We start from the raw sequence: 24,547 nt of genomic DNA, 5'->3' as shown, positions 1-24,547 counted from the left end.
ATGATGAAGCAGATTGGCCTCAAGATCGCCGTTGTCGCCGCCATCGCGCTGACCGGCGCCTGCGCCCAGAAGCCAAAGGATCTGCCCCCGCCACCGGGCGGCACGGTGGTCGATCCCAACGCCAATAATGGCGGGGGCGATGTGGGCAATGCGATCATTCCGGGATCGCGCGCCGACTTCCTTCAGAAGGTCACGTCGGACCGCGTTCTTTTCGAACTCGACAGCTACACGGTCGATGCCGAAGATCAGGCCATTCTCGACAGCCAGGCCGCTTGGCTCCTCGCCAATCCGAACGTCACCGTGACGATCGAAGGCCATGCCGACGAACGCGGCACGCGCGAATATAATCTCGGCCTTGGCGACCGCCGTGCCAATGCCGCGAAGAACTACCTCGTGTCTCGCGGCGTCCCGGCTTCGCGCATGACGACGATCAGCTGGGGCAAGGAACGCCCGGCCGCGGTCGGCTCGGACGAAAGCGCCTGGGCCCAGAACCGCCGCGCCGTGACGGTCATCCCGCAGTAAGCCTAAAGCCGTTCGTGCTGAGTAGAGGCTGAGCGAAGCCGAAGACTCGTATCGAAGCGCTTCCCACGGGACCCTTCGATACGCCGCTTCGACAAGCTCAGCGGCTACTCAGGGCGAACGGAAAGGCTTTACGCCAGCGCCTCGCCCAGCATTCGGGCTAGGCGCAGGCCGCCTTTCAGCACCTGATCGCGCAGTACCGGAGTGAGGCGCGCAACATCCGGTTCCTCTATCCGTACTCGGTCTTCTGATACCGGATCGCAAGACTCGCCTTTCACGCCATAAGCCTGCTCGCGCGCGACGGCCCAATTCTCCCGCGCCCAATCCTCGACCGATCCGGCAGCCATGGCGGCGCGCGTTTCGGCGGTCGTCCCGGACAGCAGCCCTTCCGCACCGGCGGGCGGCGTCGTCACCGCCCGCTCGGGCAGATAGCCGTCCCACACCGAGTGCAAATTGGTGCGCCCTTCGATCAGGCCATAAGCCGCCTTGACCCGATTGCCGCCAAGGTCGCCCCGGTCGCCGGAATGAAGCGGCATGTGAAGGTCGCCGACGAAGTGGACGAGGAAAGCCAGCGCCATCACCCGCTCCCGCTCCGGCACGGTCTTATCGGCCAGCAGCTTGGCGTTGCGCTCGATCTGCGCGGACACGCAATTGCCATCCTTGCACGCCGATTTCTGGTCGAACGGCTTACAGACATCGACATTCTGATAATGCCAGGAGGAGGCATAACTGAACCGTTCGCCGAGCGGCTTCACGCAATCCGGCCACACGCTCGCTTCCTCGATCGTCCGCGCCGGGCAGGTCGGCGTTTCGAGCAGACCCTGCTTCTTCAAGAGCTGCGTGATCTTCGCCCGCGTCTCGGGCCGCACGTTCAAGAACGCGATGCGCGCAACAGTTTCATGTCCATATTCCCACCAGGCCATGGCGGGCGCCGGAGCGAGGAGAAGGGCGGCGAGAATCAGGATTTTGCGGAACATGAAGCGCGCTTAAGCGGCGGATGATGAAAGGACAATGACGGGGGGCCTTTACCTTAGCCCTAAAGCCCTCACCCTCGATGGGGGAGGGTTGGGTGGGGGTGATGCTGGGGACGTCCGCGCTCTACGCCAACCATCACCCCTCCCCAACCCCTCCCCATCGAGGGGAGGGGCTAAGCTTATTCGTCTCCGAAGATCGCCACCGACCGTCCGGCCGCGCTGGCCTTGCCGCGATACATTCCCGGTGTGTTGAAGGAATAATCCATCTCGCCCTTCGGCGTCACGACGATCACGCCGCCCGTGCCGCCAAGCGACTTCACCTCGGCCATCACCGCGTCTGCCGCGACCTTGGCGCTCTCGCCCTTGAACCGCATCCGCGCGCAAATCTCATGCGCGACGCCCTCCCGGATGAAATATTCGCCCGCCCCCGTCGCGGACACCGCGCAGGCGCGGTCGTCGGCATAGGTGCCAGAACCGATGATCGGGGAATCGCCGATCCGGCCCCAGCGTTTGCCCGTAAGGCCGCCGGTCGAGGTCGCCGCCGCGACATGGCCAGCGCTGTCCAGCGCCACCGCGCCGACCGTGCCGTATTTCAGGTCCACATCATAATAGCCGACCTTCCGAGCCTTCAGCTCATCGAGCTGGCGCTTGCGTTCCGGCGTGTTGAAATAGTCGTTCGAGACCTGCTCCAGCCCTTTCTCGTGCGAAAACTCCTCCGCGCCCTTGCCGCCGAGCATGACATGGGTGCCGTCCTCCATCACCGCGCGAGCAAGGCTGATCGGGTTCTTGACCGTCGTCACCGCCGCCACCGCGCCCGCTGCGCGCGTACGCCCGTCCATGATCGAGGAATCGAGTTCGTGCCCGCCCTCATAAGTGTAGACCGCGCCGTGGCCCGCATTGAAATTGGGATCGTCCTCCAGCACGCGGACAGCGGCCTCGACCGCATCAAGCGCCGATCCGCCCTTCGCCAATATGTCCGAACCCGCCGCCAGCGACCGGTCGAGCGCGGCGCGGATATTCCTGTCCTGCTCCGGCGTGATCCTGTCGCGCTCGATCGTCCCGGCGCCGCCATGAATGACGAGCTTCCAGTCGGCGGCTTGGGCGGCGGTGGACATCAGCAAGGCTCCGATCATCAACAGATTTCGCATGGGGCAGGCTCCTCCCGTGCGAGAGGAATTAACAGAAAGCGGCGCTCATGCCAGCGGTTCCTCCCAAATCCTCTTGCAGACATCCAAAGATATAAATATGATATCATTATTAAGGAGGAATGAGATGGCAAACATCCCCGAAAAAGACATGTCCGATATCCGCACCCTTCGCCTGTCGAGCGAACGGACGGCCCGCACCTATAGCGGCTACATCATGCTGCTGGTCCTGCTCGCCGGGCTGGTGGTGATGACGACAGGCATCGTTGCGCTGGCCAATGATTATACCGGCATAGGGCCGATCGGATCGGTGATCGTGGGGCCTTTCGTCGTCCTGTTCGTGCTGTGCGGCTTCTATTTCCTGCAACCCAATCAGGCGGCGGCGATCCTGCTGTTCGGTGACTATAAGGGCACGGACCGGACGACGGGCCTCCGCTGGCTCTGGCCCTGGCTCACGCGCACCAAGATTTCGACGCGCGTCCAAAACGTCACCTCGGAACGGCTGAAGGTGAACGACCTGCGCGGCAATCCGATCGAAATCGCATCCAACGTCGTGTGGCGCGTCACCGATACCGCCCAGGCCCTGTATGACGTCGACGACTATCAGAAGTTCGTCGTCGTCCAGATCGAAAGCGCCGTCCGCGCGATCGGCGCGCGCTATCCCTATGACGACATTGAACATCTTGAAACGACACTGCGCGGCAATGCCGATGTCGTGAGCGAGGAATTGCGCGGCGAGCTTCAGGATCGCGTCACCGTCGCCGGCATCACCATCGACGAATGCCGCCTCACCCACCTTGCCTATGCGCAGGAAATCGCCCAGGCGATGCTCCGGCGCCAGCAGGCCGAAGCCGTGATCGCGGCGCGGGCAAAGCTGGTGCAGGGGGCGGTCAGCATGGTTGAAACGGCGCTTGAGCAATTGTCGGCGAAGAATGTCGTGCATCTGGACGACGAGCGGAAGGCCGCGATGGTGTCCAACCTCATGGTCGTGCTCTGCTCCGAACGCGACACCCAGCCCGTCGTCAACGCCGGCACGCTCTATCAGTAAGCGTCATGCCCGCTCCTCCCAAAAAGGCCTTTCCGCTGCGCATCGAGCCGTCCCTTTGGGACGCGCTCGAACGCGCAGCGGCGGCCGATTTCCGGAGCGTGAATGCCGAGATTGAGGTGCTTTTGCGCGATGCCCTCGCCCGGCGCGGCATCAAGGTCGCCCCGCCCGAGCAGCGGAAAAGAGGCCGCCCGTCCAAGAACGGGGCCTGAGCGCCTTTCCCTTATAATCTCCACCCTCTATATGGAGCCCATGTCCATTCGTCCCTGGCGCGACATCGCGCGGCGTCCATCGCGGCAGATCATGGTCGGCAACGTTCCGGTTGGGGGCGACGCGCCCGTCACCGTGCAGACGATGACCAACACGCTCACCGCCGATGCGAAGGCGACGATCGACCAGATCCGCCGCTGCGAGGAAGCGGGCGCGGACATCATCCGCGTCTCCTGTCCGGACGAGGAATCGACCGGAGCCCTTCGCCAAATTGTGCGCGCCGCCAATGTGCCGATCGTCGCGGACATCCACTTCCATTATAAGCGCGCGCTTGAAGCCGCCGATGCGGGCGCCGCGTGCCTTCGCATCAATCCCGGCAATATCGGGTCCGAACAGCGCGTCGCCGAAGTCGTGCGCGCCGCCAAGGCCAATGGCTGCGCGATCCGCATTGGCGTCAATGCCGGAAGTCTCGAAAAGGATTTGCTAGAAAAATATGGCGAGCCCTGCCCCGAGGCTTTGGTGGAAAGCGCGCTCGACCATATCCGCCTGCTCGAGGATCAGGATTTCCGCGAATATAAGGTCGCGGTTAAGGCGTCCGACGTCTTCCTCGCGGTCGCCGCCTATCAACAGCTTGCCGAAACCGTCGACTGCCCCCTCCACCTCGGCATCACCGAAGCGGGCGGCTTCGTCGGCGGGACGGTCAAGTCCGCCATCGGCATCGGCTCGCTTCTCTGGTTCGGGATCGGCGACACGATCCGCGTCTCCCTCTCCGCCGAGCCGGAAGAGGAAGTGCGCGTGGGCTTTGAAATCCTCAAAAGCCTCGGCATCCGCAACCGCGGAGTCCGCGTCGTGTCCTGCCCCTCCTGCGCGCGGCAGGGCTTCGACGTCATCCGCACGGTTGAGAAGCTCGAGGAGCGGCTTGCCCATATCCGCACGCCCATGTCCCTGTCCGTCCTCGGCTGCGTCGTCAACGGCCCGGGCGAAGCGCGGGAAACCGACATCGGCATCACCGGCGGCGGCAACGGCAAGCATATGGTCTATCTGTCCGGCGTCACCGACCACCATGTCGAGGATGCGGCGATGGTCGACCATATCGTCAAGTTGGTCGAAGCGAAGGCCGTCGAAATCGAGGCAGCGAAGGCCGGGCTCGAAGCCGCGGAATGAGCGAGAACAGGACGGCGGCCGCCTTCGGGGTCGCGACGCTCGGCATTGCCTGCTTTTCGGCGATGGACGCGATTATGAAGGGCCTGTCCCTATCCATCGGCACCTATAACGCTCTGCTGTGGCGCACCTTGGCGGGCGCGGTAATCGGCGCGATCGTTTTTTTCGGGCGGCGAATGACTTGGCCGGCCCGGTCGGTCATGCGCATCCATCTGAAGCGCGGCGTGGTGGGCACGATTACCGCAGGCTTCTTCTTCTGGGGCCTCGCCCGAGTGCCGATGGCGCAGGCCATCGCTTTGTCCTTCATCGCCCCCCTCATCGCCCTCTTCCTCGCCGCCATCATCCTTGGCGAAAGGGTGACGCGGCAGGCGGTATTCGCCTCATTCTTCGGCTTTGGCGGTGTGCTCGTAATCCTCGCGGGCCAAGCCGAGGCGGAGATGGGCAGGGACGCGATGCTCGGCGCGGTCGCGATCCTGATCGCGGCGGTAGCTTATGCCTATAACATAATCCTGATGCGCCAGCAGGCGCTTGCGGCCGGGCCCATCGAAATCGCTTTCTTCATGAGCGCCATCATGTCCGGCTGCTTTCTTCTCGCCTCACCCTTCCTGGCTGTACCGCCACCTTTGGAAGACCTGCCAGCCATCGGCGGCGCGGCGGTTTTGGCCTTTGCCTCGCTCCTTCTCCTCGCCTGGGCCTATGCGCGGACAGAGGCGCAATTTCTGGCGCCGGTCGAATATACCGGTTTTATCTGGGCGGCGCTTTTCGGCTACCTTGTCTTTGGCGAGAGCGTGATGCCGATGACGCTGGCGGGTGCCGCGATGATCGTCGCCGCTTGCCTCATCGCGGCTCGTCAGAAACCGGTATCGATGGGCGAAATGGAGGCGGGACTGTAATGGCGTGGGCGTGGCTGATCCTTGGCGGGTTTTTCGAAGTGGGCTTCACCACCTGTCTGCGCTTCGTCGACGGGTTCCGGAACATTCCCTGGACGATCGGCTTCCTTGCGTCCGTAACGCTCAGTATGGGGCTATTGGAAGTCGCGTCCCGCTCGATCCCGATGGGAACGGCCTATGCGGTCTGGGGCGGCATCGGTGCTCTCGGCACCGTCCTCGTCGGCATCTTCTTCTTCGCCGAACCCGCGACCCCGATCCGCATCCTCCTCATCTTCGGCCTCGTCGCCTGCATAGCGGGCCTCAAGATCTTCCACTGAAGTCTCGTCATTGCGAGCGCAGCGAAGCAATCCAGCGGCACAGGCCCTGGCCGCAGAGTGGATTGCTTCGTCGCTGCGCTCCTCGCAATGACGAAGAGTATTTTCCTACAGTGCGTGGACTCTGTTAGGGATGGCCCACGCTCTTTCTCGTCGTAATTTTTCCCGTTTGCCGCATTCACCGTAACAGGCACGGAAACTGACAAAACTGACAGGTTGAACGTGCGAAAGCATCAATAACGTCATCTTACATCACGTCATCTCAGGAAAGGCGCCGCCACTTCCGGCGGCACGCGGATCGGCCGACCGCTCGCTTTGTCGATGATCGCCCAGGTCGTCTTGGCCCGCACCCGGGACTTTCCATCATCGCCGACGAATTCGACATGCCGGTCGAAGCGCGCACCCTTGGGCGCTTCGCCGACCCAGGTTCGGCCCGTCACCGTCTCGCCCGGGCCGACGCTGCGCAGATAGTCGATTTCGTGCCGGGTCACGACCCAGACATAGGCATCGACATGGGCAGGATCGGCGACGGCGTTCCAATGCGCCGTCGCCATATCCTGTATCCAGCGGACCCAGGCGGCGTTGTTGACGTGCCCAAGCTCGTCAATATCGGCATCCGCCGCCGTGATCCGCTTTTCAAATGGCGTCACTCGGCCTTGTCCACTTGGGTGAGCACGAAGGCATAGGCTTCGGCCACTTCCTTCAGCCGGTCCCAGCGGCCCGATTTGCCGCCATGGCCCGCGCCCATGTTGATCTTCATGAGCAGGGTGTTGTCGTCGGTCTTCATCTCGCGGAGCTTCGCCGTCCACTTGGCCGGTTCCCAATAGGTCACGCGCGGATCGTTGAGGCCGCCGGTGATCAGCATCGGCGGATAATTTTGCGCCTTCACCTGATCGTACGGCGAATAGGAACGGATATATTCGAACGCCGCTTTGTCGGTGATCGGGTTGCCCCATTCCGGCCATTCGCCCGGCGTCAGCGGCAGGCTTTCATCCTGCATCGTATTCAGCACGTCGACGAACGGCACGTCGGCCACCACCGCGCCCCAAAGCTCGGGATCGGTATTGGCGACGACGCCCATCAGCTCGCCGCCGGCCGATCCGCCCTGGATGGCGATATTGCCCGCCTTGGTGAATTTCTGGTCGACGAGGCCCTTCGCCACATCCACGAAATCGTTGAACGTGTTGGTCCGCTTGGTGAGCTTGCCGTCGAGGAACCATTGATAACCAAGGTCGTCGCCGCCGCGGATATGGGCGATGGCATAAGCATAGCCGCGGTCGAGCAGGCTCAGCCGGTTCGACGAGAAGCTCGGCGGAATGGCGATGCCATAGGCGCCATAGGAATAGAGGAAGACCTTCCCCTCGCCATTCTTCTCGAAGCCCTTCTTGTAGACGATCGACACCGGCACCTTCGCACCATCCCGCGCCGTCACGATCACGCGTTCCGTCGCATATTGGCTGGGATCGTAGCCCGACGGCACTTCCTGGACCTTCAGCGTCTCGAGCTTCCCGGTCTTGGGGTGGAAATCGAAGACGGTCGCGGGCGTCACCATGGACGAATAGCTCAGGCGATAGGCGGCCGGCGCATATTCCGGATTGCCCGACAGCGAGGCCGTATAGCTCGCTTCCGGGAAGGGGATGCGATGTTCCTTACCGTCATATTGGCGCAGGCGCACCTGATCGAGCCCATCCACCCGCTCCGTCAGCACAATGTGATCGCGGAATGAAGTGAGGCTGCGAATATAGACGCGGTCGGAACCCGGTATCACAGTTTTCCACTCCGCCGGCTTCATCGTCGACGCTTCGGCCACGCGGAAATTCACGTGATCGTCGTTGGTCAGGATCCACAGCTTTCCGTGCGCGGCGTCGACGGAATATTGGCGGTTCTCCTTGCGCGGCGCGATGAGCGTCAACGGCGCTTCCGGCGCGCTTGCGGGCACGAAGCGCACTTCGCTCGTCGTATTGTCGCCGGTGGAGATGAAGATAAGGCCCTCGTCCTGCGACTTCGAAATGCCGACGGAAAAGCCCTTATTCTCTGTCTCCTCGTACAGCGTCTTCGCCTCCGCCGCAGGCTTTCCGAGCCAGTGAAGGCGCGCGCGATAGCTGCGCCAATTGTCGTTCACTTCGGTGAAGACGACCCCCTTGCTGTCGGCGGTCCACACCGGGCTGCCAATGCCGACGTCTGTGACGGTTTCAACATCCTTGCCGGTCGAAAGATCGCGGATACGGAGCTTAAAGCGTTCGGAGCCATCGTCGTCGACCAGGATCGCGCCGAGCTTGCCGTCCGGGCTCACCTGCAGCGCGCCGAGGCGGTAATATTCCTTGCCCGCCGCTTCCGCCGCTTCGTCGAGCACGACCTGCTCCGCGCCGCCCGCGACGGGCCTCCGATACCAGGTCCGATATTGCGCGCCGGGCCGATAAGCCCACCAATAAAGCCAGTCGCCATCCTTTTGCGGCACGGAGGAATCATCCTCCTTCACCCGGCCCTTCATCTCCTCAAACAAGGTGTCGACCAGCGCCGTATGCGGCTTCATATGCGCTTCGAAATAAGCGTTTTCGGCCTTCAGATAATTCAGCACATCCGCGTCATCGACCTTCGGATAGCCCTGGTCCTTCAGCCAGAAATAAGGGTCCTCGACCGTAAAGCCGTGGCGTTCGTAGCTGTAGGGGCGCTTTTCGGCCTTGGGCGCTGCGATATTGGTGCTGGTGGTCAAATTCGTCTGGTCCTGAGCAATGGCCGGCGAGGCGGTGGTGAGAAGGAGGGCAAGTGCCAAACGCATGAAATTTCCCCTGATCCATGGCCAGTGGCGAAATTCCCCCGTCCGGCCTATTTGTGCGGCGCAGTTTTGATCGGGAATCGCGCCATGTCCAGTTATGAAGATCGCCTGAAAGCCCTCCGCGCACAGCTCCAGGCTGATCGCCTCGACGGTTTCGTCGTGCCGCTGACCGACGAACATATGAGCGAATATGTCGGAAGCTACGCCCAGCGTCTTGCCTGGCTGACTGGCTTCAAGGGCTCGGCGGGCGCGGCGGTGGTGCTGCCGGAAGAAGCGGCGATCTTCACGGACGGTCGCTACACATTGCAGGTGCGCGATCAGGTGGACGGGAAGCATTGGAGCTACCAGTCCGTACCGGAAACCAGCATCGCGGATTGGCTGAAAGTTCATGCCAAGGACGGCGGGCGCATCGGGTACGATCCTTGGCTCCACACCAGCGACTGGGTGGAAAAAGCGCGGGCGGCGCTCGCCGACAAGGGCGCCGAACTGGTCGCCGTGCCGCGCAATCCGATCGACGCGGTGTGGGCCGACCAGCCCAAACCGTCCAAGGCCCGCCTTATCGTCCACTCCAATGACCTTGCCGGTAAATCATCGGCCGCGAAACGGCAGGACATGGCGGATTGGCTGAAGGATCAGGGCGCCGATGCCGCCGTGCTATCCGCCCTCGATTCGATCGCCTGGACTTTCAACGTGCGCGGCGAAGACGTCAGCCACACGCCGGTCGCCCTGTCCTTCGCGCTCGTCCATGACGACGGCACTGCCGACCTTTTCGTCGCGGGTGAAAAAGTGGGTGACGATGTGCGCCAGCATCTCGGCAACGGCGTGCGCCTTCACGAACGTGGCGATTTCGAAAGCTATCTCGGCTCGCTCGGCGGCAAGACCGTTGTCGCCGACCCCGAGCGCGCCGTCGCCGCCATTTTCGAAGCGCTGGAAGGCGCGGGCGCCAAGGTGATCCGTGAACGCGATCCGGCCGTATTGCCCAAGGCGATCAAGAATGAGGCGGAGATTTCCGGCCACAAGGCCGCACAGGCCCGCGACGGCGCCGCGCTCGTTCGCTTCCTCCACTGGCTGTCGATCGAAGGGCCCAAGGGCGAGTTGGACGAACTCACCGCGTCCGACAAGCTCGAGGCGTTCCGCCGCGCGGGCGGCGACCTGCGCGATCTGAGCTTCGACACCATTTCGGGTGCAGGGCCGAACGGCGCCATCGTCCATTACAAGGCGGACGCCGCCACGAACCGCAAGATCGAGCTCAACTCGCTCTACCTCGTCGATTCCGGCGGCCAGTATCCGGACGGCACCACCGATGTCACCCGCACCATCGCCATCGGTACGCCGACAGACGAGATGCGCGACCGCTATACCCGCGTGCTGAAGGGGCATATCGCCCTTGCCGCCGCGCTTTTTCCGGAAGGCACGCGCGGCGTGCAGCTCGACACTTTTGCCCGGCAATATCTGTGGCAGGCTGGGCTCGATTACGCCCACGGCACCGGCCACGGCGTCGGATCCTACCTCGCCGTCCACGAGGGTCCGCAGCGGATCACGCAGGCGGGCAGCAGCCAATCGGGATCGGACGAGCCGCTGCGCGCCGGCATGATGCTCTCGAACGAGCCTGGTTATTACAAGACCGGCGAATATGGGATCCGCATCGAAAATCTGGTGCTGGTGATTCGCAAGGATGTGCCGGGCGCGGAAAAGCCGGTGCTGGGCTTTGAAACCCTGACCTTCGCACCGCTCGATCCATCGCTCATCGACGTGGAACTGTTAACGGATTGGGAACGGGATTGGGTGAATGCCTATCACGCAAAGGTGATGGAGATTGTCGGACCCCGCCTTGAGGGCGATGTGCTCGACTGGCTCCGGCAGCAATGCGAGGCGACATGATCAAAAGGCATGGATTAACGATCGCCGCCGCTATCGCTATCATCCTTGCCATCTCCAACGCGCTCGGCTGGATCTGACACGCCGCGCGCCTGCGCCTTGCGTCGCCGCAAATTCTGCCGCAACGCTTCGGCCAGGCGCCGGGCCTTTTCGGAATCGTCCTTGCTCATCGGCTGCTCGCTAGACTGATGCCGCCCTTCACCGCAAGCCGCCTTGACATATCGGGGCGCCCCCCGCATAGCGCCGCCTCGCCGATGGCGATGCTGCCGTAGCTCAGTGGTAGAGCGCATCCTTGGTAAGGCTGAGGTCGTGAGTTCAATCCTCACCGGCAGCACCATCGGACATCTTCCCGCATATCGAAGTTGACGCCGTTCCCGTTACGGCTATCTCGCAGCGATGCGCTTTTTCTCAGACAATGCCGCCGCCGCCTGCCCCGAGGTGATGGACGCGCTTCACGCCGCCAATCATCACGACACCGCTTATGACGGCGACGCGCTGAGCCAGAAACTCGACGCGGCCTTTTCCGATCTGTTTGAAACCCACGCCAAGGCCTTGTGGGTTTCAACCGGCACCGCAGCCAATTCGCTGGCGCTCGCGGCACTCTGTCCACCCTATGGCGGCATTCTGTGTCACCGCGACGCGCATATCCAGAATGACGAATGCGGCGCTCCGGAATTCTTCACCAATGGTGCGAAGCTGATCCTTGGCGAAGGCGAAGGCGCAAAATTATCCGCCGATACGGTCGCAGCGATGCTGGAGCGGGTGCCCGATGGCGTCCACTGGATTCAGCCCAAGGCGCTATCGATCACCAATGCCACCGAATATGGCCTTGCCTATACGCCGGACGAGGTTGCGGCGCTGGGCGCCATCGCCAAGGATCGGAAACTCGGCTTCCACATGGACGGCGCGCGCTTCGCCAATGCCGTGGCGACGCTGGGCTGCACGCCTGCCGAGATCACGTGGAAGGGCGGCGTCGATGTCCTTTCTTTCGGCTTCGTCAAAAATGGCGGCATGTCTGCGGAAGCTTTGATCTTTTTCGGCCATGAGGCCGAAGCGCGCGCGACCCTTTATCGCCGCAAGCGCGCGGGCCACCTTCTGTCCAAAGGCCGTTACATGGCGGCGCAAATTCTCGCCATGCTGAAGGACGATGTGTGGCTCCGCAACGCCCGCGCCTCCAATGCGGGCGCGACGCGGCTTGCCAAGGCGGCGGAAGGCCGGCTAGTCCATCCGGTTGAGGCAAATGAATTGTTCCTCAAGGTTAGTCAGGAAGAGGCCGCCGGACTTCGCGCCAAGGGTTTCGATTTCTACAATTGGGCACCGGGCGAAATCCGTCTGGTCGTGAGTTGGGACCAGCGGCCAGAGGATATCGAGGCGCTGGCTGCCGCGATCGAGGCGTTGTGACACCGGGCGCGGGAAGCTTCCGCGACCCCAAAGTCCTTATCCCCTTCATCGTCCTGACTTTCATCTGGGGATCGACCTGGCTCGTCATCCGCGACCAGCTCGGGACCGTGCCCGCCATCTGGTCGGTGACCTACCGCTTCCTTATCGCGGCCGCCGCGATGTTCGCTTACGCCAAATTGAGTGGGGCTTCGCTTCGCATCGGGGCCGGCGGGCACAAGCTCGCCTTGCTGTTCGGCATTCCGCAATTCTGTCTCAACTTCAATTTTGTTTATGCCGCCGAACATCATGTGACTTCGGGCCTCGTCGCGGTGGTCTTCGCTTTGCTGATGGTGCCGAACACAACGCTCGGCTGGCTGTTCCTGAAGCACCGTATCACGCGCGGCTTCCTGATCGGGTCGGCGATTGCGGTGGCTGGCATCGCGCTCCTGTTCGTACAGGAAATGCGGACGAGCCCCGCTGACCCGTTCGAAATCTGGCTCGGCATCGGACTCACCGTCTGCGGCGTTCTTTCCGCGTCTGTTTCCAATGTTCTGCAGGCGTCCGAACGGCTGCGCATGCGGCCCATGGCAAGCATGATCGCGTGGGGCATGTTTTATGGAATGCTGGCGGACGGCGCCCTTGCCTTGATAACCCAAGGGCCGCCGGTGATCGAATATCGCGCCTCCTACCTTGCCGGTCTCCTGTACCTGGGGCTGTTCGCCTCCGCCCTCGCCTTTCCGCTTTATTTTGGGATCATCCGGGCGGTGGGTCCAGCCAAAGCCGCCTATAACAGCCTGATCGTGCCGATCATCGCCATGGGCCTGTCGACGATATTTGAAGGCTATGTCTGGTCGCCCTTGGCCTTTGGGGGCGGGTTGCTGGCGCTCGTAGGTCTCTTCATCGCGCTGAGAGAGCGAAGAGCTTCAGCCTGACACACCGCTAGTCCTGAGCCTGCCCAAGGGCGTATGCAGTGCTCAATTCGATCGTCCTTCGACAAGCTCAGGACTAGCGGTGGTGGGCGATAAAGCCTATTTTCAACCCATGCTCGATGCCCGCACAGCCACCGCCCAGCCCGCCGCGATCCGCCGCGAGGATTACCGCCCGCCTGAATGGCTGATCCCGTCGATCGCCCTCGAATTCGATCTTGGCGCGGAGCGGACGATCGTTCGCGCTCGCCTTTCGGTCGAGCGCAATGGCGCGGAACAGGCGCCGCTGCGCCTCAACGGTGAAGGGCTGTCGTTGATTGAGGTCATGGTGAACGGCGCCCCCGCCGATCACATCTATTCGGAAAACATCCTTACTGTCGAAGGCGTGAACAGCGGCGACACGGTGGAAACCATTGTCGAGATCGCGCCCGCTGCGAATACCCAGCTCATGGGCCTTTATGCCTCGGGTGGCATCCTCTGCACGCAGTGCGAGGCAGAAGGATTTCGCCGCATCACTTTCTTCCCCGACAGGCCCGACGTGCTCAGCCGCTATGCGGTGCGGATGATCGCGGACAAGGCACTTTACCCGGTCCTCCTCGCCAATGGCGATCCGGTTGGCTCGGGCGACCTGGAGCATGGGCGCCATTGGGCGGAGTGGAACGACCCCTTCCCCAAGCCCTGCTATCTTTTCGCGCTCGTAGCGGGCGACCTTGAAGCCAATCGGGATACGTTCATCACGCAAAGCGGCCGCACGGTCGATCTCGGCATCTGGGTCCGCACGGAGGATCTGCCCAAGACCGATCACGCCATGGCCGCGCTGAAAGCCTCCATGGCCTGGGACGAAAAGGTTTATGGCCGCGAATATGACCTTGCTGTGTTCAACATCGTCGCGGTCAGCGATTTCAACTTCGGCGCGATGGAGAATAAGGGTCTCAACATCTTCAATTCGCGTTACATCCTTGCCGATCCCGATACCGCGACGGACGCGGATTACGATGCGATCGCCGGCGTCGTCGCGCACGAATATTTCCACAATTGGTCGGGCAACCGCGTCACCTGCCGCGATTGGTTTCAGCTGAGCCTCAAGGAAGGCTTCACCGTGTTCCGCGACCAGCAATTTTCCGCCGATCAGGGCAGTGCGGCGGTCAAGCGGATCGAGGATGTTCGCGCTCTTCGCGCCATCCAGTTTCCGGAGGATGCGGGGCCCCTCGCCCACCCGATCCGCCCGGAATCCTATATCGAAATATCGAATTTCTACACGGCGACCATCTACGACAAGGGCGCCGAAATCATCCGCATGATGCGGACCATATTAGGTGCAGACGGTTTTCGCGCCGGCACGGACCTCTATTTCCAGCGTCACGATGGCGAGGCCGCGACGTGCGAGGATTTCGTCAAGGCGATGGAGGATGCGAACGGCGCCGACCTGTCGCGCTTTCGTCTCTGGTATGCGCAGGCCGGAACACCGCGAGTCATGGCGGACCTGCGTCATGACGAGGCATCGTGCCGCGCCCATCTGCTTTTAGAACAAGCCGTTCCGCCGACGCCCGATCAACCGGACAAGCAACCGGTGCCGGTCCCGCTCAAAATCGCCTTGTTCGGAGAAATGACGGGCGAGAAATATGCCGACCGCCTGATCGTGCTGGAGGAACAGGCGCAGGAAATCGTTTTCGACGGCATTGGCGAGCGGCCCATATTGTCGATCAACCGCGATTTTTCAGCCCCGGTTATCGTCGAGGCGGCCCGGTCGAGCGAAGACCTCGCTTTCCTGTCGGCCAATGACGACAATCCCTTCGCCCGCTATGAAGCGATGCAGCAACTGATGCTGGACACGATCATCGCTGCTATCCGGTCTGGCGCAGCGGATCATGGCCCGGTGATCGAGGCCGTACGGCAAACTCTATCGGGCACCGCGCTCGATCCCGCGTTCGTCGGCGAGGCGGCACTTCTGCCGAGCGAAGCCTTTATCGGCGATCAGATGGAGACGGTGGATCCGGACGCGATCCACCGCGCACGCGAAGCCCTGCGCGCCGACCTTGGCACCGAGCTCGAAAGCTTGTGGCGCGCGGCTTATGCAAGGAATGCCGCCAATCGCTTCGAATATTCCCCGGCAGCCAAGGGCGCGCGACGGCTGCGCACGATCGCGCTCGGCTATTTGATGGCAAGTGGAGGGGCGGATGTTCCGGCGCTCGCTATGCGGCAATTTGGCGAGGCGGATAATATGACCGACCGCCAAGGTGCGCTCGGCGTGCTCGTAAACAGCGATGCGGCCGAGCGGGACGACGCGCTCGCCGCCTTCTACAAACGCTATCAGGGCAATGCGCTGGTTATCGATAAATGGTTCGGCGTGCAGGCGCTGTCGACGCGGTCCGATACGGGTGAAGTCGTGCAGGCCTTAGCCCGCCACCCCGATTTCACGCTCGCCAACCCGAACCGCCTTCGAGCCTTGGTTGGAAGCTTTGCCGCCAATCAGCGCGCGCTTCATGCGCCCGATGGCAGCGGCTACCGCTTCCTGGCGGACATGATCATCGCGGTGGACCGACTGAACCCGCAGACTGCGGCGCGGCTCGTCCCGCCGCTCGGCCGCTGGCGTCGCTTCGATGCAAGCCGCGCGGACAAGATGAAGCGCGAGCTGATGCGTATCTTGGCGGAGCAAGGCCTGTCGAAAGACGTGTTCGAGCAGGCGTCGAAAAGCCTAGGATGATACGAACTATATCGTCGTCATTGCGAGAGACGTAAGCGACGAAGCAATCCATTTGGAGGCCAAGTCCGGCGCTGGTGGATTGCTTCGCTGTGCTCGCAATGACGAGGGTTGCAGGGGCTCCGGTTTTGCGGAAGCCCCTGTCAAAGTTGTTTATTCGCTGACCGTGGCCTTGACGATCTTGCCGGGCTTTGCGGGCGGCTCGCCCTTCGGAAGCGCATCGACATAGTCCATGCCCTCGATCACCTCGCCCCACACGGTATATTGGCCGTCGAGGAAGCGCGCATCGTCGAAGCAGATGAAGAACTGGCTGTTGGCGCTGTTCGGATTGGGCGTGCGCGCCATCGAGCAGGTTCCGCGAACATGCGGTTCCTTGCTGAATTCGGCCTTGAGATCGGGGAGATCGGAGCCGCCCGTGCCGGTGCCGGTCGGATCGCCGCCCTGCGCCATGAAGCCAGGAATGACGCGGTGGAAAACAACGCCATCGTAAAAACCGTCCTTGGCAAGGCTCGTGATCCGCTCGACATGGCCCGGCGCGAGATCGGCGCGAAGACGGATAACGACATCGCCGCCGCTGTCGAGTGAAAGGGTCAGTGTCTGCGCATCGGCCATGTCATGTCTCCAAAATGGTTATGGCTGGCCACTTAGGGCGCCATGCCCCGTTATACCAGCCCAATGACCGTCAGTTTGCGCCCTCTAAGATCGAAACTTACGGAATGTGGATCAAGCCATCATTGAAGGAAGCACCGCCTTGTCGACGAGCCAGCTGCGCGCCTGGCGCTGGGCTTCGGCAATTTCTCGTGCGGTCATGGTGCCGGCAATGTCCGCCCGGCAATGCTGCGCATCCTCGACGCCATTCAACGCCGCGAGGTTGAACCATTTATGCGCTTCGATCGCGTCGGGCATCAGCCCTTCGCCACCATTTGCATAAGCGAGGCCGAGGTCGAACAACGCTTCCGAATCCCCGGTCGCGGCGGCCTTCAGCCATGCTTCGATCATTGTCGCACCCGTTCCCATCCTGTTGCCCATGTCTCACCCCGTCTCTCTTCTTGTTGAGAGGAGGTTCGCCCAAATCGTGCAAAGAAATGGTTAACGGCAGTCAGGCGGCAGGGAGGACCGGCAGATTGTCGATAAGGCGGGTAGTACCGATCCGCGCAGCGGCCAGAATGCGGGCAGGGCGGGAAAGGCTGGTGACGGGTGCCAAGGTGTCGGCATCCCGCAGTTCGACATAATCGATGGATGCGAAGCCTGCCGCATCGAGCGCTGCCTGCGCCGCTTGTAAAGCCGCGCCAATATCGCCGCCCGCCTGGATGGCTTGGGCCGCATCGCCGAGCGCACGGGGCAACGCGCGGGCGGCGATCCGTTCTTCGGGCGACAAATATGCGTTGCGGGAGGACAAAGCGAGGCCGTCCGCGTCGCGCTGGGTCGGCACGCTCGCCACTTCCACCGCGAAATCGAGATCGGCGGCCATGCGGCGGATAACGGCAAGCTGCTGATAATCCTTCTCGCCGAACAAAGCGACGTCGGGGCCGACCTGGTTGAAGAGCTTGGCGACGACGGTGGCAACGCCGTCGAAATGGCCGGGGCGCGATGCACCGCACAGACCTTCGCTGATGCCGCTGACGCTGATCGTGGTGGCATGACCTTCAGGGTACATGACCTCTACCGGCGGCAACCACAGAAGGCTCGCGCCATGGGCCTCCAGCATCGCGGAATCCTCGGCTTCCTTGCGCGGATAGCGGCCGAAATCCTCATTGGGTCCGAACTGCGTCGGATTGACGAAGACCGACGCGACGACGTGCGAAGCCCGCGCGCTCGCCTCGCAGATCAGCGCCATGTGCCCCGCGTGGAGCGCGCCCATGGTCGGCACAAAGGCGATTTTTCCGCGGTCCGCGCGAAGGGCGGCTATCGCGGCGCGAAGACTGTCCAGATCACGGATGATTTGCACCGATTCCTGCCCTCCGGTAGACGGGACGAAACGCCCGGCGCGCGTCTTGCGGGCGCACGGGGGTAAGATCAAGAGGACGAGTGTAAAAGACCATGGGCGCAGCGCCGCATTATATCGTTTTCGCCAATGAAAAGGGCGGCACGGGCAAGTCGACGACCGCCGTGCACAGCGCCGTGGCGCTGGCGGCATCCGGGCGGCGCGTGGCGGCGCTCGATCTCGACACGCGGCAGCGCACGCTGGGCCGCTATCTCGACAATCGCGCACAGACGATCGCGCGGACCGGCATCGCGCTTCCCATGCCGCGTCATGAAACCTTCGATCCGGCAAAGAGCGACGATCTTGACGGCGAGCTCGCGCGGCTGGCGCAGGATGCGGACGTGATCGTCATCGACACGCCGGGCCGCGACGATCCTTATGCCCGCGCCGCTATGCTGAAAGCGGACACGCTCGTCACGCCGATCAACGACAGCTTCGTCGATCTCGACCTGATCGGCGAAGTCGATGGCGAAACCTACAAGGTGAAGCGCCCGTCTTTCTATGCCGAGCTCGTCTGGAACAGCCGCACGCAACGGGCGAAGGTCACCGGGAACAGCGTCGACTGGGTCGTGCTCCGCAATCGTATGCAGCATATCGAAGCGAAGAATATGCGCCGCGTCGGCAAGGCGCTGGACGAACTCTCCCGCCGCGTCGGCTTCCGCGTCATTCCGGGTCTTGGCGAGCGCGTCATCTACCGCGAATTGTTTCCGAAGGGCATTACCTTGCTCGATCTCGCCCAGATCGGCGAAGTCGGCATCGGTCACATCGCCGCCCGACAGGAGCTACGCGAAATGATCGCGGGTTTCGGCCTGCCGGAAGCGGACGACGCGCCCGCTCCGGCGCGCGCCGCAGGCTGATTTTGCCGCCCGTCCTCATCCTCTTGATCCTCGGCATTGGCGGCTGGGCCTGGTGGACCGGGCGCCTCAAGGGCATCACTTATGAAGATGCGATTGCGGGCGTCCTCTTCCTCCTTGGCCTGCGGCTCATGACCACGGGCAAGATCCTGATCGGCGCGCTGCTGATGGGCGGCGCGATCCTGTGGGCGGCACATCGCCGCCGTCAGCTCGAAGGGGCTGCCATGGCCGTGCCGCTCGCACGGACGATCCTTCAGGTCGGCGAGCAGGCGAGCCTTGCCGATATCCGCAATGCTTACGCCGCCCGCCTCGCCGAAGTCGGGGAGGACGAGGCGGAGATTGCACGCCTCAACCTCGCCCGCGATACGCTCGTCGCCGAATTGAACAAGCAGACGCCTCGCGCGTCTTGAGCCTCATCTTCTATTTACCGACAGGGGATCTTTCATGAGCCATCGTTTCCACCCGACCTCGCTGCGCGAATATGACATTCGCGGCATCGTTGGGGAGACTTTGGGAGAGGCTGATGCCTATGCGATCGGGCGCGGCTTCGCCACGCTCGTCCGGCGTGGCGGCGGCACACGGGTCGCGACCGGCTATGACGGCCGCGAGAGCTCGCCTGTGCTGGAAGCTGCCTTAGTGAAGGGTTTGACTGAAGGCGGCGTGTCCGTCGTCCGCGTCGGCCTCGGTCCGACGCCGATGCTCTATTATGCCGAAAGCGTGCTTGAGGTGGATGGCGGCATCATGATCACCGGCAGCCACAATCCGGCCAATTATAACGGTTTCAAGATGGTCCTGTTCGGAAAGCCCTTCTTCGGCGCCGACATTCAAAACCTGGGCAAGATGGCCGAGGATGCCGACTGGGACGCGGCCGAAACGCCGGGCGATGTCGCCGATCACGACATCATGGATCAATATGTCGACAGGCTGCTTGAAGGCTTTGACGGCAAGGCGTTCCGCATCGGCTGGGACGCAGGCAATGGCGCCGCGGGGCCGGTGGTCGAACGGCTGACCGCCAAGCTGCCGGGCGAGCATCACTTGCTTTACACCGATGTGGACAGCCGCTTTCCCAATCACCATCCCGATCCGACCGAGGAAAAGAACCTTGCGGACCTCAAGGCGCTGGTCGCGGAAAAGGGCCTCGATTTCGGTCTCGCCTTCGACGGCGACGGCGACCGGATCGGCGCGGTCGACGGGCAGGGCCGGGTGGTGTGGGGCGATCAGCTTCTCTCCATTCTCGCCGAACCGGTGATCGCCGACATTCCCGGCTGTACGATCATCGCCGATGTGAAAGCGAGCCAGGCGCTTTACGACCGCGTCGCGGAGCTTGGCGGCCATCCCCTGATGTGGAAGACCGGCCACAGCCTCATCAAATCCAAGATGAAGGAAACCGGCGCGCCGCTGGCGGGCGAGATGAGCGGCCACATCTTTTTCGCGCACGAATATTATGGCTATGACGACGCCCTCTACGCTGCCGTCCGCCTGATCCGGGCGGTGAGCCGGATCGGCAAGTCACTGACCCAGCTCCGCTCGGAAATGCCCGCCATGGTCAACACGCCGGAACTGCGCTTCCAGGTCGACGAAAGCCGCAAATTCCCGGTCGTTCAGGAGGTCCTCGACCGTCTCGCCGCCTCAGGCGCGGAAGTGAATGAGACCGATGGCGCGCGGGTGAACACAGCCGACGGCTGGTGGCTCCTCCGCGCGTCGAACACCCAAGACGTGTTGGTCGCCCGCGCAGAAGCGAAGGACCAGGCCGGCCTCGATCGTCTGATGGCGCAGATTGACGAGCAGCTTGCCCTGTCAGGGCTGAAGCGTGGGCCGCAGGCGGGGCATTGATTTAAACGCCCAATCGTCACCCTGAACTTGTTTCAGGGTCCATGCCGGTGACATCCGCAGTGCGCGTCGATGGATCCTGAAACAAGTTCTGCATGACGGGCGGGGGGCTAATCATCCTCATCTTCATATCCCACCAAATTCAGTTCCCGCGCCTTGATCTGGTGCATCGCGCACCAATGCATCAAGGCTTCCTCGCGGCCGTGCGTGACCCACACTTCCTTCGGCGCGATTTCGCGTAGGGTTGCGGTGAGTTCGTCCCAGTCTGCATGGTCGGAGATGATGAGGGGGAGCTCGACATTTCGCTGCCGCGCGCGCTGGCGGACACGCATCCAGCCCGATGCCATGGCGGTGATCGGATCGGGCAGGCGCCGCGACCAGCGGTCGTTGAGGGCGCCGGGCGGGGAGAGGATGATGCGGCCTTTCAGTTCATCTTTCGGCACGCCAGTTGCGGGGCGGAGATCGCCAAGCTCGACGCCAAACTCCTGATAGAGATCGCAGAGACGCTGGAGGGCGCCGTGAATATAGATTGGGTAATGGTGTCCGCGCCGCCTTAGCTCCATGATCACGCGTTGCGCCTTGCCGAGCGCATAAGCGCCGACAAGCACGCAGCGATCCGGATTGGCGTGGAGCCGCTCCAGCAGCCTATCCATCTCGCTGCCCGTATCGGGGTGGCGGAAGACGGGGAGGCCGAACGTCGCCTCGGTAATGAAGATATCGCACGGCACCGGCTCGAACGGCGCGCAGGTGGGATCGGGGCGACGCTTGTAATCGCCGGAAACGACGACGCGCTCCCCTGCATGATCGAGGATGATCTGCGAGGAGCCGAGAACATGGCCCGCGGGCACGAAGCTCACCTCCACATCGCCCATCCGGATTACCTCGCCATAGCCGACCGGTACGCCACGCTGCGGCCCGTAGCGGCATTCCATGATGGCGAGCGTTTCGGGCGTTGCCCACACCTGCCCATGCCCGCCCCGCGCGTGATCGGCGTGGCCGTGCGTGACGAGCGCCTGGCGCTTGGGCTGGGAGGGGTCCACCCAGGCGTCGGCGGGCTTCACGTAAATGCCTTCGGGAAAAGGCTCTATCCAGGAACCGAGGCGGGCCATCGGGAGCTATAATGGCAAAAGACGCGGAAGGCTCCACGCCGCCCGCGTGAAACAAGGAGACGCAAGATGGATTCAGGCGGTTTTAGCTGGAGCCTTATCACGATCATCGGCCCGATCCTGTTGGCACTGGTCATATTGTGGGCCATGCTGCGCAACCGCAAGGCAAGCCGTCGCGACGTCGACCGCACGGAGCAGGCGACCCGGGATCTATACAAGGCGGAAGATGCCAAACTGGACGATGAGAAGCTTTAAAACGCCATGGTGACAGGCAAGGCCGGGACGGCCCTGCCCCCTGTCATCGCGGATTGGTTCGCGGAAAAAGGCTGGGCGCCCCGCCGGCATCAGCTCGAAATGCTGGCGGCGGCACGGGCCGGACGCAACGCCTTGCTGGTCGCGCCCACTGGTGCGGGTAAAACCCTAGCGGGCTTCCTGCCGACTCTCGTCGAACTGACAGAGGCCTTCACCCCCTCCGTTCGCCCTGAGCCTGTCGAAGGGCTGTCCTCACCTTCCAGCGCTGAGAAAAAGGGGAAGGCAGGGCTTCGACAAGCTCAGCCCGAACGGAACGGGGGAAACGGGTTTGAAGGGCTCCACACCCTTTACGTTTCGCCGCTAAAGGCACTGGCGATCGACATTCGCCGTAATCTGCTGGCGCCGATCGAAGAAATGGGCCTCCCCATCACCGTGGAGGCGCGGACCGGCGACACGCCATCGGACCGCAAGGCGCGCCAGCGGGTGAGGCCTCCCCACATCCTTCTCACCACGCCAGAATCCCTGTCGCTGCTCTTGAGCCATGAGGGCAGCGCGATTCTGTTCGCCAATCTCAGCACGATCGTTGTCGATGAAGTCCACGCTTTTGCGGCGGGCAAGCGCGGCGATCTCCTTTCCCTCGCCATGGCGCGGTTGCAGAAATTATCGCCCGGCCTCCGCCGCGTTGCCCTCTCCGCGACCGTTGCCGATCCCGAAGCCTATCAGGGCTGGCTTGCCCCCGATGCCGATATCGAGACGGTGGACGTAGTGCGCGGCGATCCCGGCGCGAAGGCCGACATCCAGATCATGCTGCCGGCGGACGAGCGCATTCCCTGGTCCGGCCATAGCGGACGCTGGGCGACGGCGCAGGTGATGAAGGAGGTCGAGGCGCACAAGACGAGCCTCATCTTCTGCAACACGCGCAGCCTTGCCGAACTCATCTTTCAGGATCTTTGGACGGTGAACGAGCGGAATTTGCCGATCGGCATCCACCACGGCTCGCTGTCCGTCGAAGCGCGGCGGAAGGTGGAAAATGCCGTCGCGGACGGAAGGCTGCGCGCGCTCGTCTGTACCGCCAGCCTCGATCTCGGCGTCGATTGGGGCGATGTCGATCTCGTCATCCAGATGGGCGCGCCCAAGGGCTCGTCGCGTCTCACGCAGCGCATCGGGCGGTCCAACCACCGGATGGACGAGCCCTCGGAAGCCTTGATCGTACCCGGCAACCGGTTTGAATATCTGGAGGCGCGCGCCGCCCTCGACGCCATCGACACTGGCGAACTTGATCCCGAGCTCTTCCGCCCCGGCGCGCTCGATGTGCTCGCCCAGCATATCATGGGCCTCGCCTGCGCCGCGCCGTTCGTCGAGGAAGAGATGCTGGCGGAGGTTCGCTCCGCCGCGCCCTATGCCGGGCTGTCGGCTCAGCTGTTTGCACAGGTACTCGCCTATATCGAGAGCGGCGGTTATGCGCTGCGGGCCTACGATAAGTTCAAGCGGTTGACGAAGGGACCGGACGGGCTGTGGCGCGTGTCCCATCCGCGCTTCATCCAACAGCACCGCATGAATGCCGGGATCATCGTCGATGCGCCTTTGCTCGACGTGAAGTTTCGCAACGGGCGGAAGCTTGGCACTGTCGAGGATTATTTCGCATCAACCCTGTCTACCGGCGATACCTTTTATTTCTCCGGCCTCGTGCTGGAAGTGGAGAAGATTGACGGCACCGATCTTTTCGTGCGCGCCACATCCAAATCCGCGCGCATCCCGACCTATGTCGGCGCGCGGATGGCGATGACGACCAACCTTGCCGACCGCGTCCGCCATTTCCTGTTCGAGCGTGATCAATGGCCGCGCTTTCCGGACGATGTTCAGTATTGGCTGCGGGTGCAGGAGCGCCGCTCCACCCTTCCGGCGCCCGATCAGTTGCTCGTCGAGACGTTCCCTCATGAGGGGCGGCACTATATGGTGATCTACAGCTTTGAAGGCTGGAATGCGCACCAGTCGCTCGGCATGCTGATTACGCGGCGGATGGAGACGATGGGGCTGAAGCCGCTGGGCTTCGTCTCCAACGATTATGCGCTGGCCTGCTACGGCCTCGAGCCGATCACCGATCCCGCCGCGCTTCTGTCATCCGACATACTCGAACATGAATTCGTCGAATGGGTGCAGGGGTCGAACCTGTTGAAGCGCGCCTTCCGCGAAGTGGCCGTGATCGGGGGCCTCGTGGAGCGCCATCATCCCGGCAGGAAAAAATCCGGTAAGCAGGTCACCTTCTCGACCGATCTGATCTACGACGTATTGCGCCGCTACGAGCCCGATCATCTGCTCCTTCGTGCCGCCTGGGAAGATGCCCGCCAGCGCATGACCGATGTCGGCCGTCTCGCGCGATTGCTCGACAGGGCGGCCGATACGATGCTGCATGTGGCATTGGAGCGCGTGTCGCCGATGGCGGTCCCCGTCCTTGTCATCATCGGGCGGGAGCGGGTCGCCACCGGCACCGCCGACGATGCCCTGCTCATCGAAGCCGAAAGCCTCGCCGCCGAGGCGATGCGGCTGGATTGACGCCTCGTTGGCAGGCCTTGAATGGCTTGATGGCCTCCCTAGATCGCAT

The 24,547-nt window shown here is 62.9% G+C and carries 24 protein-coding genes and 1 tRNA gene; 16 read left to right on the top strand and 9 right to left on the bottom strand.

Going from position 1 to position 24,547, the window contains the following annotated elements:
• Positions 1 to 522, top strand: a complete 522-nt coding sequence (gene pal, locus C7I56_RS10825) for a peptidoglycan-associated lipoprotein Pal (protein ID WP_425352392.1) — start codon at positions 1 to 3, stop codon at positions 520 to 522.
• A gap of 128 nt (positions 523 to 650) precedes the next feature.
• Here the strand turns inward: pal and C7I56_RS10820 are convergent, their stop codons facing one another.
• Positions 651 to 1,496, bottom strand: a complete 846-nt coding sequence (locus C7I56_RS10820; RefSeq protein WP_106640598.1) for a S1/P1 nuclease — start codon at positions 1,494 to 1,496, stop codon at positions 651 to 653.
• Positions 1,497 to 1,672: 176 nt separating this feature from the next.
• The gene (locus tag C7I56_RS10815) at positions 1,673 to 2,641 is read right to left on the bottom strand and encodes an isoaspartyl peptidase/L-asparaginase family protein (protein WP_106640597.1); all 969 of its coding nucleotides are present in this window, start codon (positions 2,639 to 2,641) and stop codon (positions 1,673 to 1,675) included.
• 124 nt (positions 2,642 to 2,765) lie between these two features.
• On the opposite strand from C7I56_RS10815, the gene C7I56_RS10810 reads away from it, so the two are divergent.
• Genes C7I56_RS10810 through C7I56_RS10790 form a run of 5 tightly spaced genes read left to right on the top strand, consistent with a single transcriptional unit; the run spans position 2,766 to position 6,261 of the window.
• Positions 2,766 to 3,686, top strand: a complete 921-nt coding sequence (locus C7I56_RS10810; protein WP_425352391.1) for an SPFH domain-containing protein — start codon at positions 2,766 to 2,768, stop codon at positions 3,684 to 3,686.
• Positions 3,687 to 3,691: 5 nt separating this feature from the next.
• Positions 3,692 to 3,895, top strand: coding sequence for a type II toxin-antitoxin system antitoxin (locus tag C7I56_RS10805; RefSeq protein WP_106640596.1), 204 nt, complete (start codon positions 3,692 to 3,694; stop codon positions 3,893 to 3,895).
• Between the two features lie 40 nt (positions 3,896 to 3,935).
• Complete coding sequence (gene ispG / locus C7I56_RS10800; protein ID WP_106640720.1) at positions 3,936 to 5,057, top strand: flavodoxin-dependent (E)-4-hydroxy-3-methylbut-2-enyl-diphosphate synthase; 1,122 nt, start codon at positions 3,936 to 3,938, stop codon at positions 5,055 to 5,057.
• Positions 5,054 to 5,947, top strand: a complete 894-nt coding sequence (locus C7I56_RS10795; protein WP_106640595.1) for a DMT family transporter — start codon at positions 5,054 to 5,056, stop codon at positions 5,945 to 5,947. Before ispG ends, C7I56_RS10795 begins: the two co-directional genes overlap by 4 nt.
• On the top strand, positions 5,947 to 6,261 hold the full coding sequence (locus C7I56_RS10790) for a DMT family transporter (protein WP_106640594.1): 315 nt from the start codon (positions 5,947 to 5,949) through the stop codon (positions 6,259 to 6,261). The genes C7I56_RS10795 and C7I56_RS10790 overlap by 1 nt, the downstream gene beginning before the upstream one ends.
• 254 nt (positions 6,262 to 6,515) lie before the next feature.
• On the opposite strand, the gene C7I56_RS10785 is transcribed toward C7I56_RS10790, so the two are convergent.
• Together C7I56_RS10785 and C7I56_RS10780 are read right to left on the bottom strand one after the other, a co-directional pair.
• Complete coding sequence (locus C7I56_RS10785) at positions 6,516 to 6,908, bottom strand: acyl-CoA thioesterase (RefSeq protein ID WP_106640593.1); 393 nt, start codon at positions 6,906 to 6,908, stop codon at positions 6,516 to 6,518.
• Positions 6,905 to 9,037: a S9 family peptidase gene (locus tag C7I56_RS10780; RefSeq protein ID WP_199792383.1), complete on the bottom strand. Its 2,133-nt coding sequence runs from the start codon at positions 9,035 to 9,037 to the stop codon at positions 6,905 to 6,907. Before C7I56_RS10780 ends, C7I56_RS10785 begins: the two co-directional genes overlap by 4 nt.
• Before the next feature lie 84 nt (positions 9,038 to 9,121).
• On the opposite strand from C7I56_RS10780, the gene C7I56_RS10775 reads away from it, so the two are divergent.
• Entirely contained in the window at positions 9,122 to 10,915 is a 1,794-nt protein-coding gene (locus C7I56_RS10775) for an aminopeptidase P family protein (protein WP_106640592.1), read from the top strand.
• A 14-nt stretch (positions 10,916 to 10,929) separates the two neighbouring features.
• On the opposite strand, the gene C7I56_RS12480 is transcribed toward C7I56_RS10775, so the two are convergent.
• The gene (locus tag C7I56_RS12480; protein WP_199792382.1) at positions 10,930 to 11,082 is read right to left on the bottom strand and encodes a hypothetical protein; all 153 of its coding nucleotides are present in this window, start codon (positions 11,080 to 11,082) and stop codon (positions 10,930 to 10,932) included.
• A 92-nt stretch (positions 11,083 to 11,174) separates the two neighbouring features.
• On the opposite strand from C7I56_RS12480, the gene C7I56_RS10770 reads away from it, so the two are divergent.
• The 4 genes from C7I56_RS10770 (at position 11,175) to pepN (ending at position 15,922) form a co-directional block, all read left to right on the top strand.
• A tRNA-Thr gene (locus C7I56_RS10770) sits at positions 11,175 to 11,249 on the top strand.
• A gap of 59 nt (positions 11,250 to 11,308) precedes the next feature.
• Complete coding sequence (locus C7I56_RS10765; protein WP_106640591.1) at positions 11,309 to 12,313, top strand: threonine aldolase family protein; 1,005 nt, start codon at positions 11,309 to 11,311, stop codon at positions 12,311 to 12,313.
• Positions 12,310 to 13,224, top strand: coding sequence for a DMT family transporter (locus C7I56_RS10760; RefSeq protein ID WP_106640590.1), 915 nt, complete (start codon positions 12,310 to 12,312; stop codon positions 13,222 to 13,224). Before C7I56_RS10765 ends, C7I56_RS10760 begins: the two co-directional genes overlap by 4 nt.
• Positions 13,225 to 13,333: 109 nt before the next feature.
• Positions 13,334 to 15,922 (top strand): aminopeptidase N, encoded by a 2,589-nt coding sequence (gene pepN / locus C7I56_RS10755; protein ID WP_106640718.1) that lies wholly within the window; start codon positions 13,334 to 13,336, stop codon positions 15,920 to 15,922.
• A 150-nt stretch (positions 15,923 to 16,072) separates the two neighbouring features.
• Here pepN and C7I56_RS10750 read toward each other — a convergent pair whose 3' ends face one another.
• The 3 genes from C7I56_RS10750 to panC all read right to left on the bottom strand — a co-directional run bounded on the left by C7I56_RS10750 (position 16,073) and on the right by panC (position 17,867).
• Positions 16,073 to 16,531: a peptidylprolyl isomerase gene (locus C7I56_RS10750; RefSeq protein WP_106640589.1), complete on the bottom strand. Its 459-nt coding sequence runs from the start codon at positions 16,529 to 16,531 to the stop codon at positions 16,073 to 16,075.
• Positions 16,532 to 16,642: 111 nt separating this feature from the next.
• A complete protein-coding gene (locus C7I56_RS10745; RefSeq protein WP_106640588.1) occupies positions 16,643 to 16,948 on the bottom strand; it encodes an SEL1-like repeat protein in 306 nt (101 codons plus the stop codon).
• A gap of 70 nt (positions 16,949 to 17,018) precedes the next feature.
• Positions 17,019 to 17,867, bottom strand: coding sequence for a pantoate--beta-alanine ligase (gene panC, locus C7I56_RS10740; RefSeq protein WP_106640587.1), 849 nt, complete (start codon positions 17,865 to 17,867; stop codon positions 17,019 to 17,021).
• A 92-nt stretch (positions 17,868 to 17,959) separates the two neighbouring features.
• Here panC and C7I56_RS10735 point away from each other — a divergent pair, with 92 nt between their 5' ends.
• Genes C7I56_RS10735 through pgmG form a run of 3 tightly spaced genes read left to right on the top strand, consistent with a single transcriptional unit; the run spans position 17,960 to position 20,590 of the window.
• Positions 17,960 to 18,760 carry a division plane positioning ATPase MipZ gene (locus C7I56_RS10735; protein ID WP_106640586.1) on the top strand — a complete coding sequence of 267 codons (801 nt, stop codon included), beginning with the start codon at positions 17,960 to 17,962 and terminating at the stop codon, positions 18,758 to 18,760.
• Positions 18,761 to 18,762: 2 nt separating this feature from the next.
• A complete protein-coding gene (locus C7I56_RS10730) occupies positions 18,763 to 19,167 on the top strand; it encodes a hypothetical protein (protein ID WP_106640585.1) in 405 nt (134 codons plus the stop codon).
• Positions 19,168 to 19,201: 34 nt separating this feature from the next.
• On the top strand, positions 19,202 to 20,590 hold the full coding sequence (gene pgmG, locus C7I56_RS10725) for a phosphoglucomutase/phosphomannomutase PgmG (RefSeq protein WP_106640584.1): 1,389 nt from the start codon (positions 19,202 to 19,204) through the stop codon (positions 20,588 to 20,590).
• A 107-nt stretch (positions 20,591 to 20,697) separates the two neighbouring features.
• On the opposite strand, the gene C7I56_RS10720 is transcribed toward pgmG, so the two are convergent.
• Entirely contained in the window at positions 20,698 to 21,696 is a 999-nt protein-coding gene (locus C7I56_RS10720) for a ligase-associated DNA damage response exonuclease (RefSeq protein ID WP_106640583.1), read from the bottom strand.
• Positions 21,697 to 21,762: 66 nt separating this feature from the next.
• Here C7I56_RS10720 and C7I56_RS10715 point away from each other — a divergent pair, with 66 nt between their 5' ends.
• Positions 21,763 to 21,948 (top strand): hypothetical protein, encoded by a 186-nt coding sequence (locus C7I56_RS10715; protein WP_106640582.1) that lies wholly within the window; start codon positions 21,763 to 21,765, stop codon positions 21,946 to 21,948.
• Between the two features lie 6 nt (positions 21,949 to 21,954).
• Positions 21,955 to 24,498: a ligase-associated DNA damage response DEXH box helicase gene (locus C7I56_RS10710; RefSeq protein ID WP_106640581.1), complete on the top strand. Its 2,544-nt coding sequence runs from the start codon at positions 21,955 to 21,957 to the stop codon at positions 24,496 to 24,498.
• Positions 24,499 to 24,547: the final 49 nt, after the last annotated feature.

It is taken from the genome of Allosphingosinicella vermicomposti, assembly GCF_003012815.1.
In the GTDB taxonomy this organism is placed as follows: domain Bacteria; phylum Pseudomonadota; class Alphaproteobacteria; order Sphingomonadales; family Sphingomonadaceae; genus Allosphingosinicella; species Allosphingosinicella vermicomposti.
This window is presented reverse-complemented; position numbering and strand designations above follow the sequence as displayed.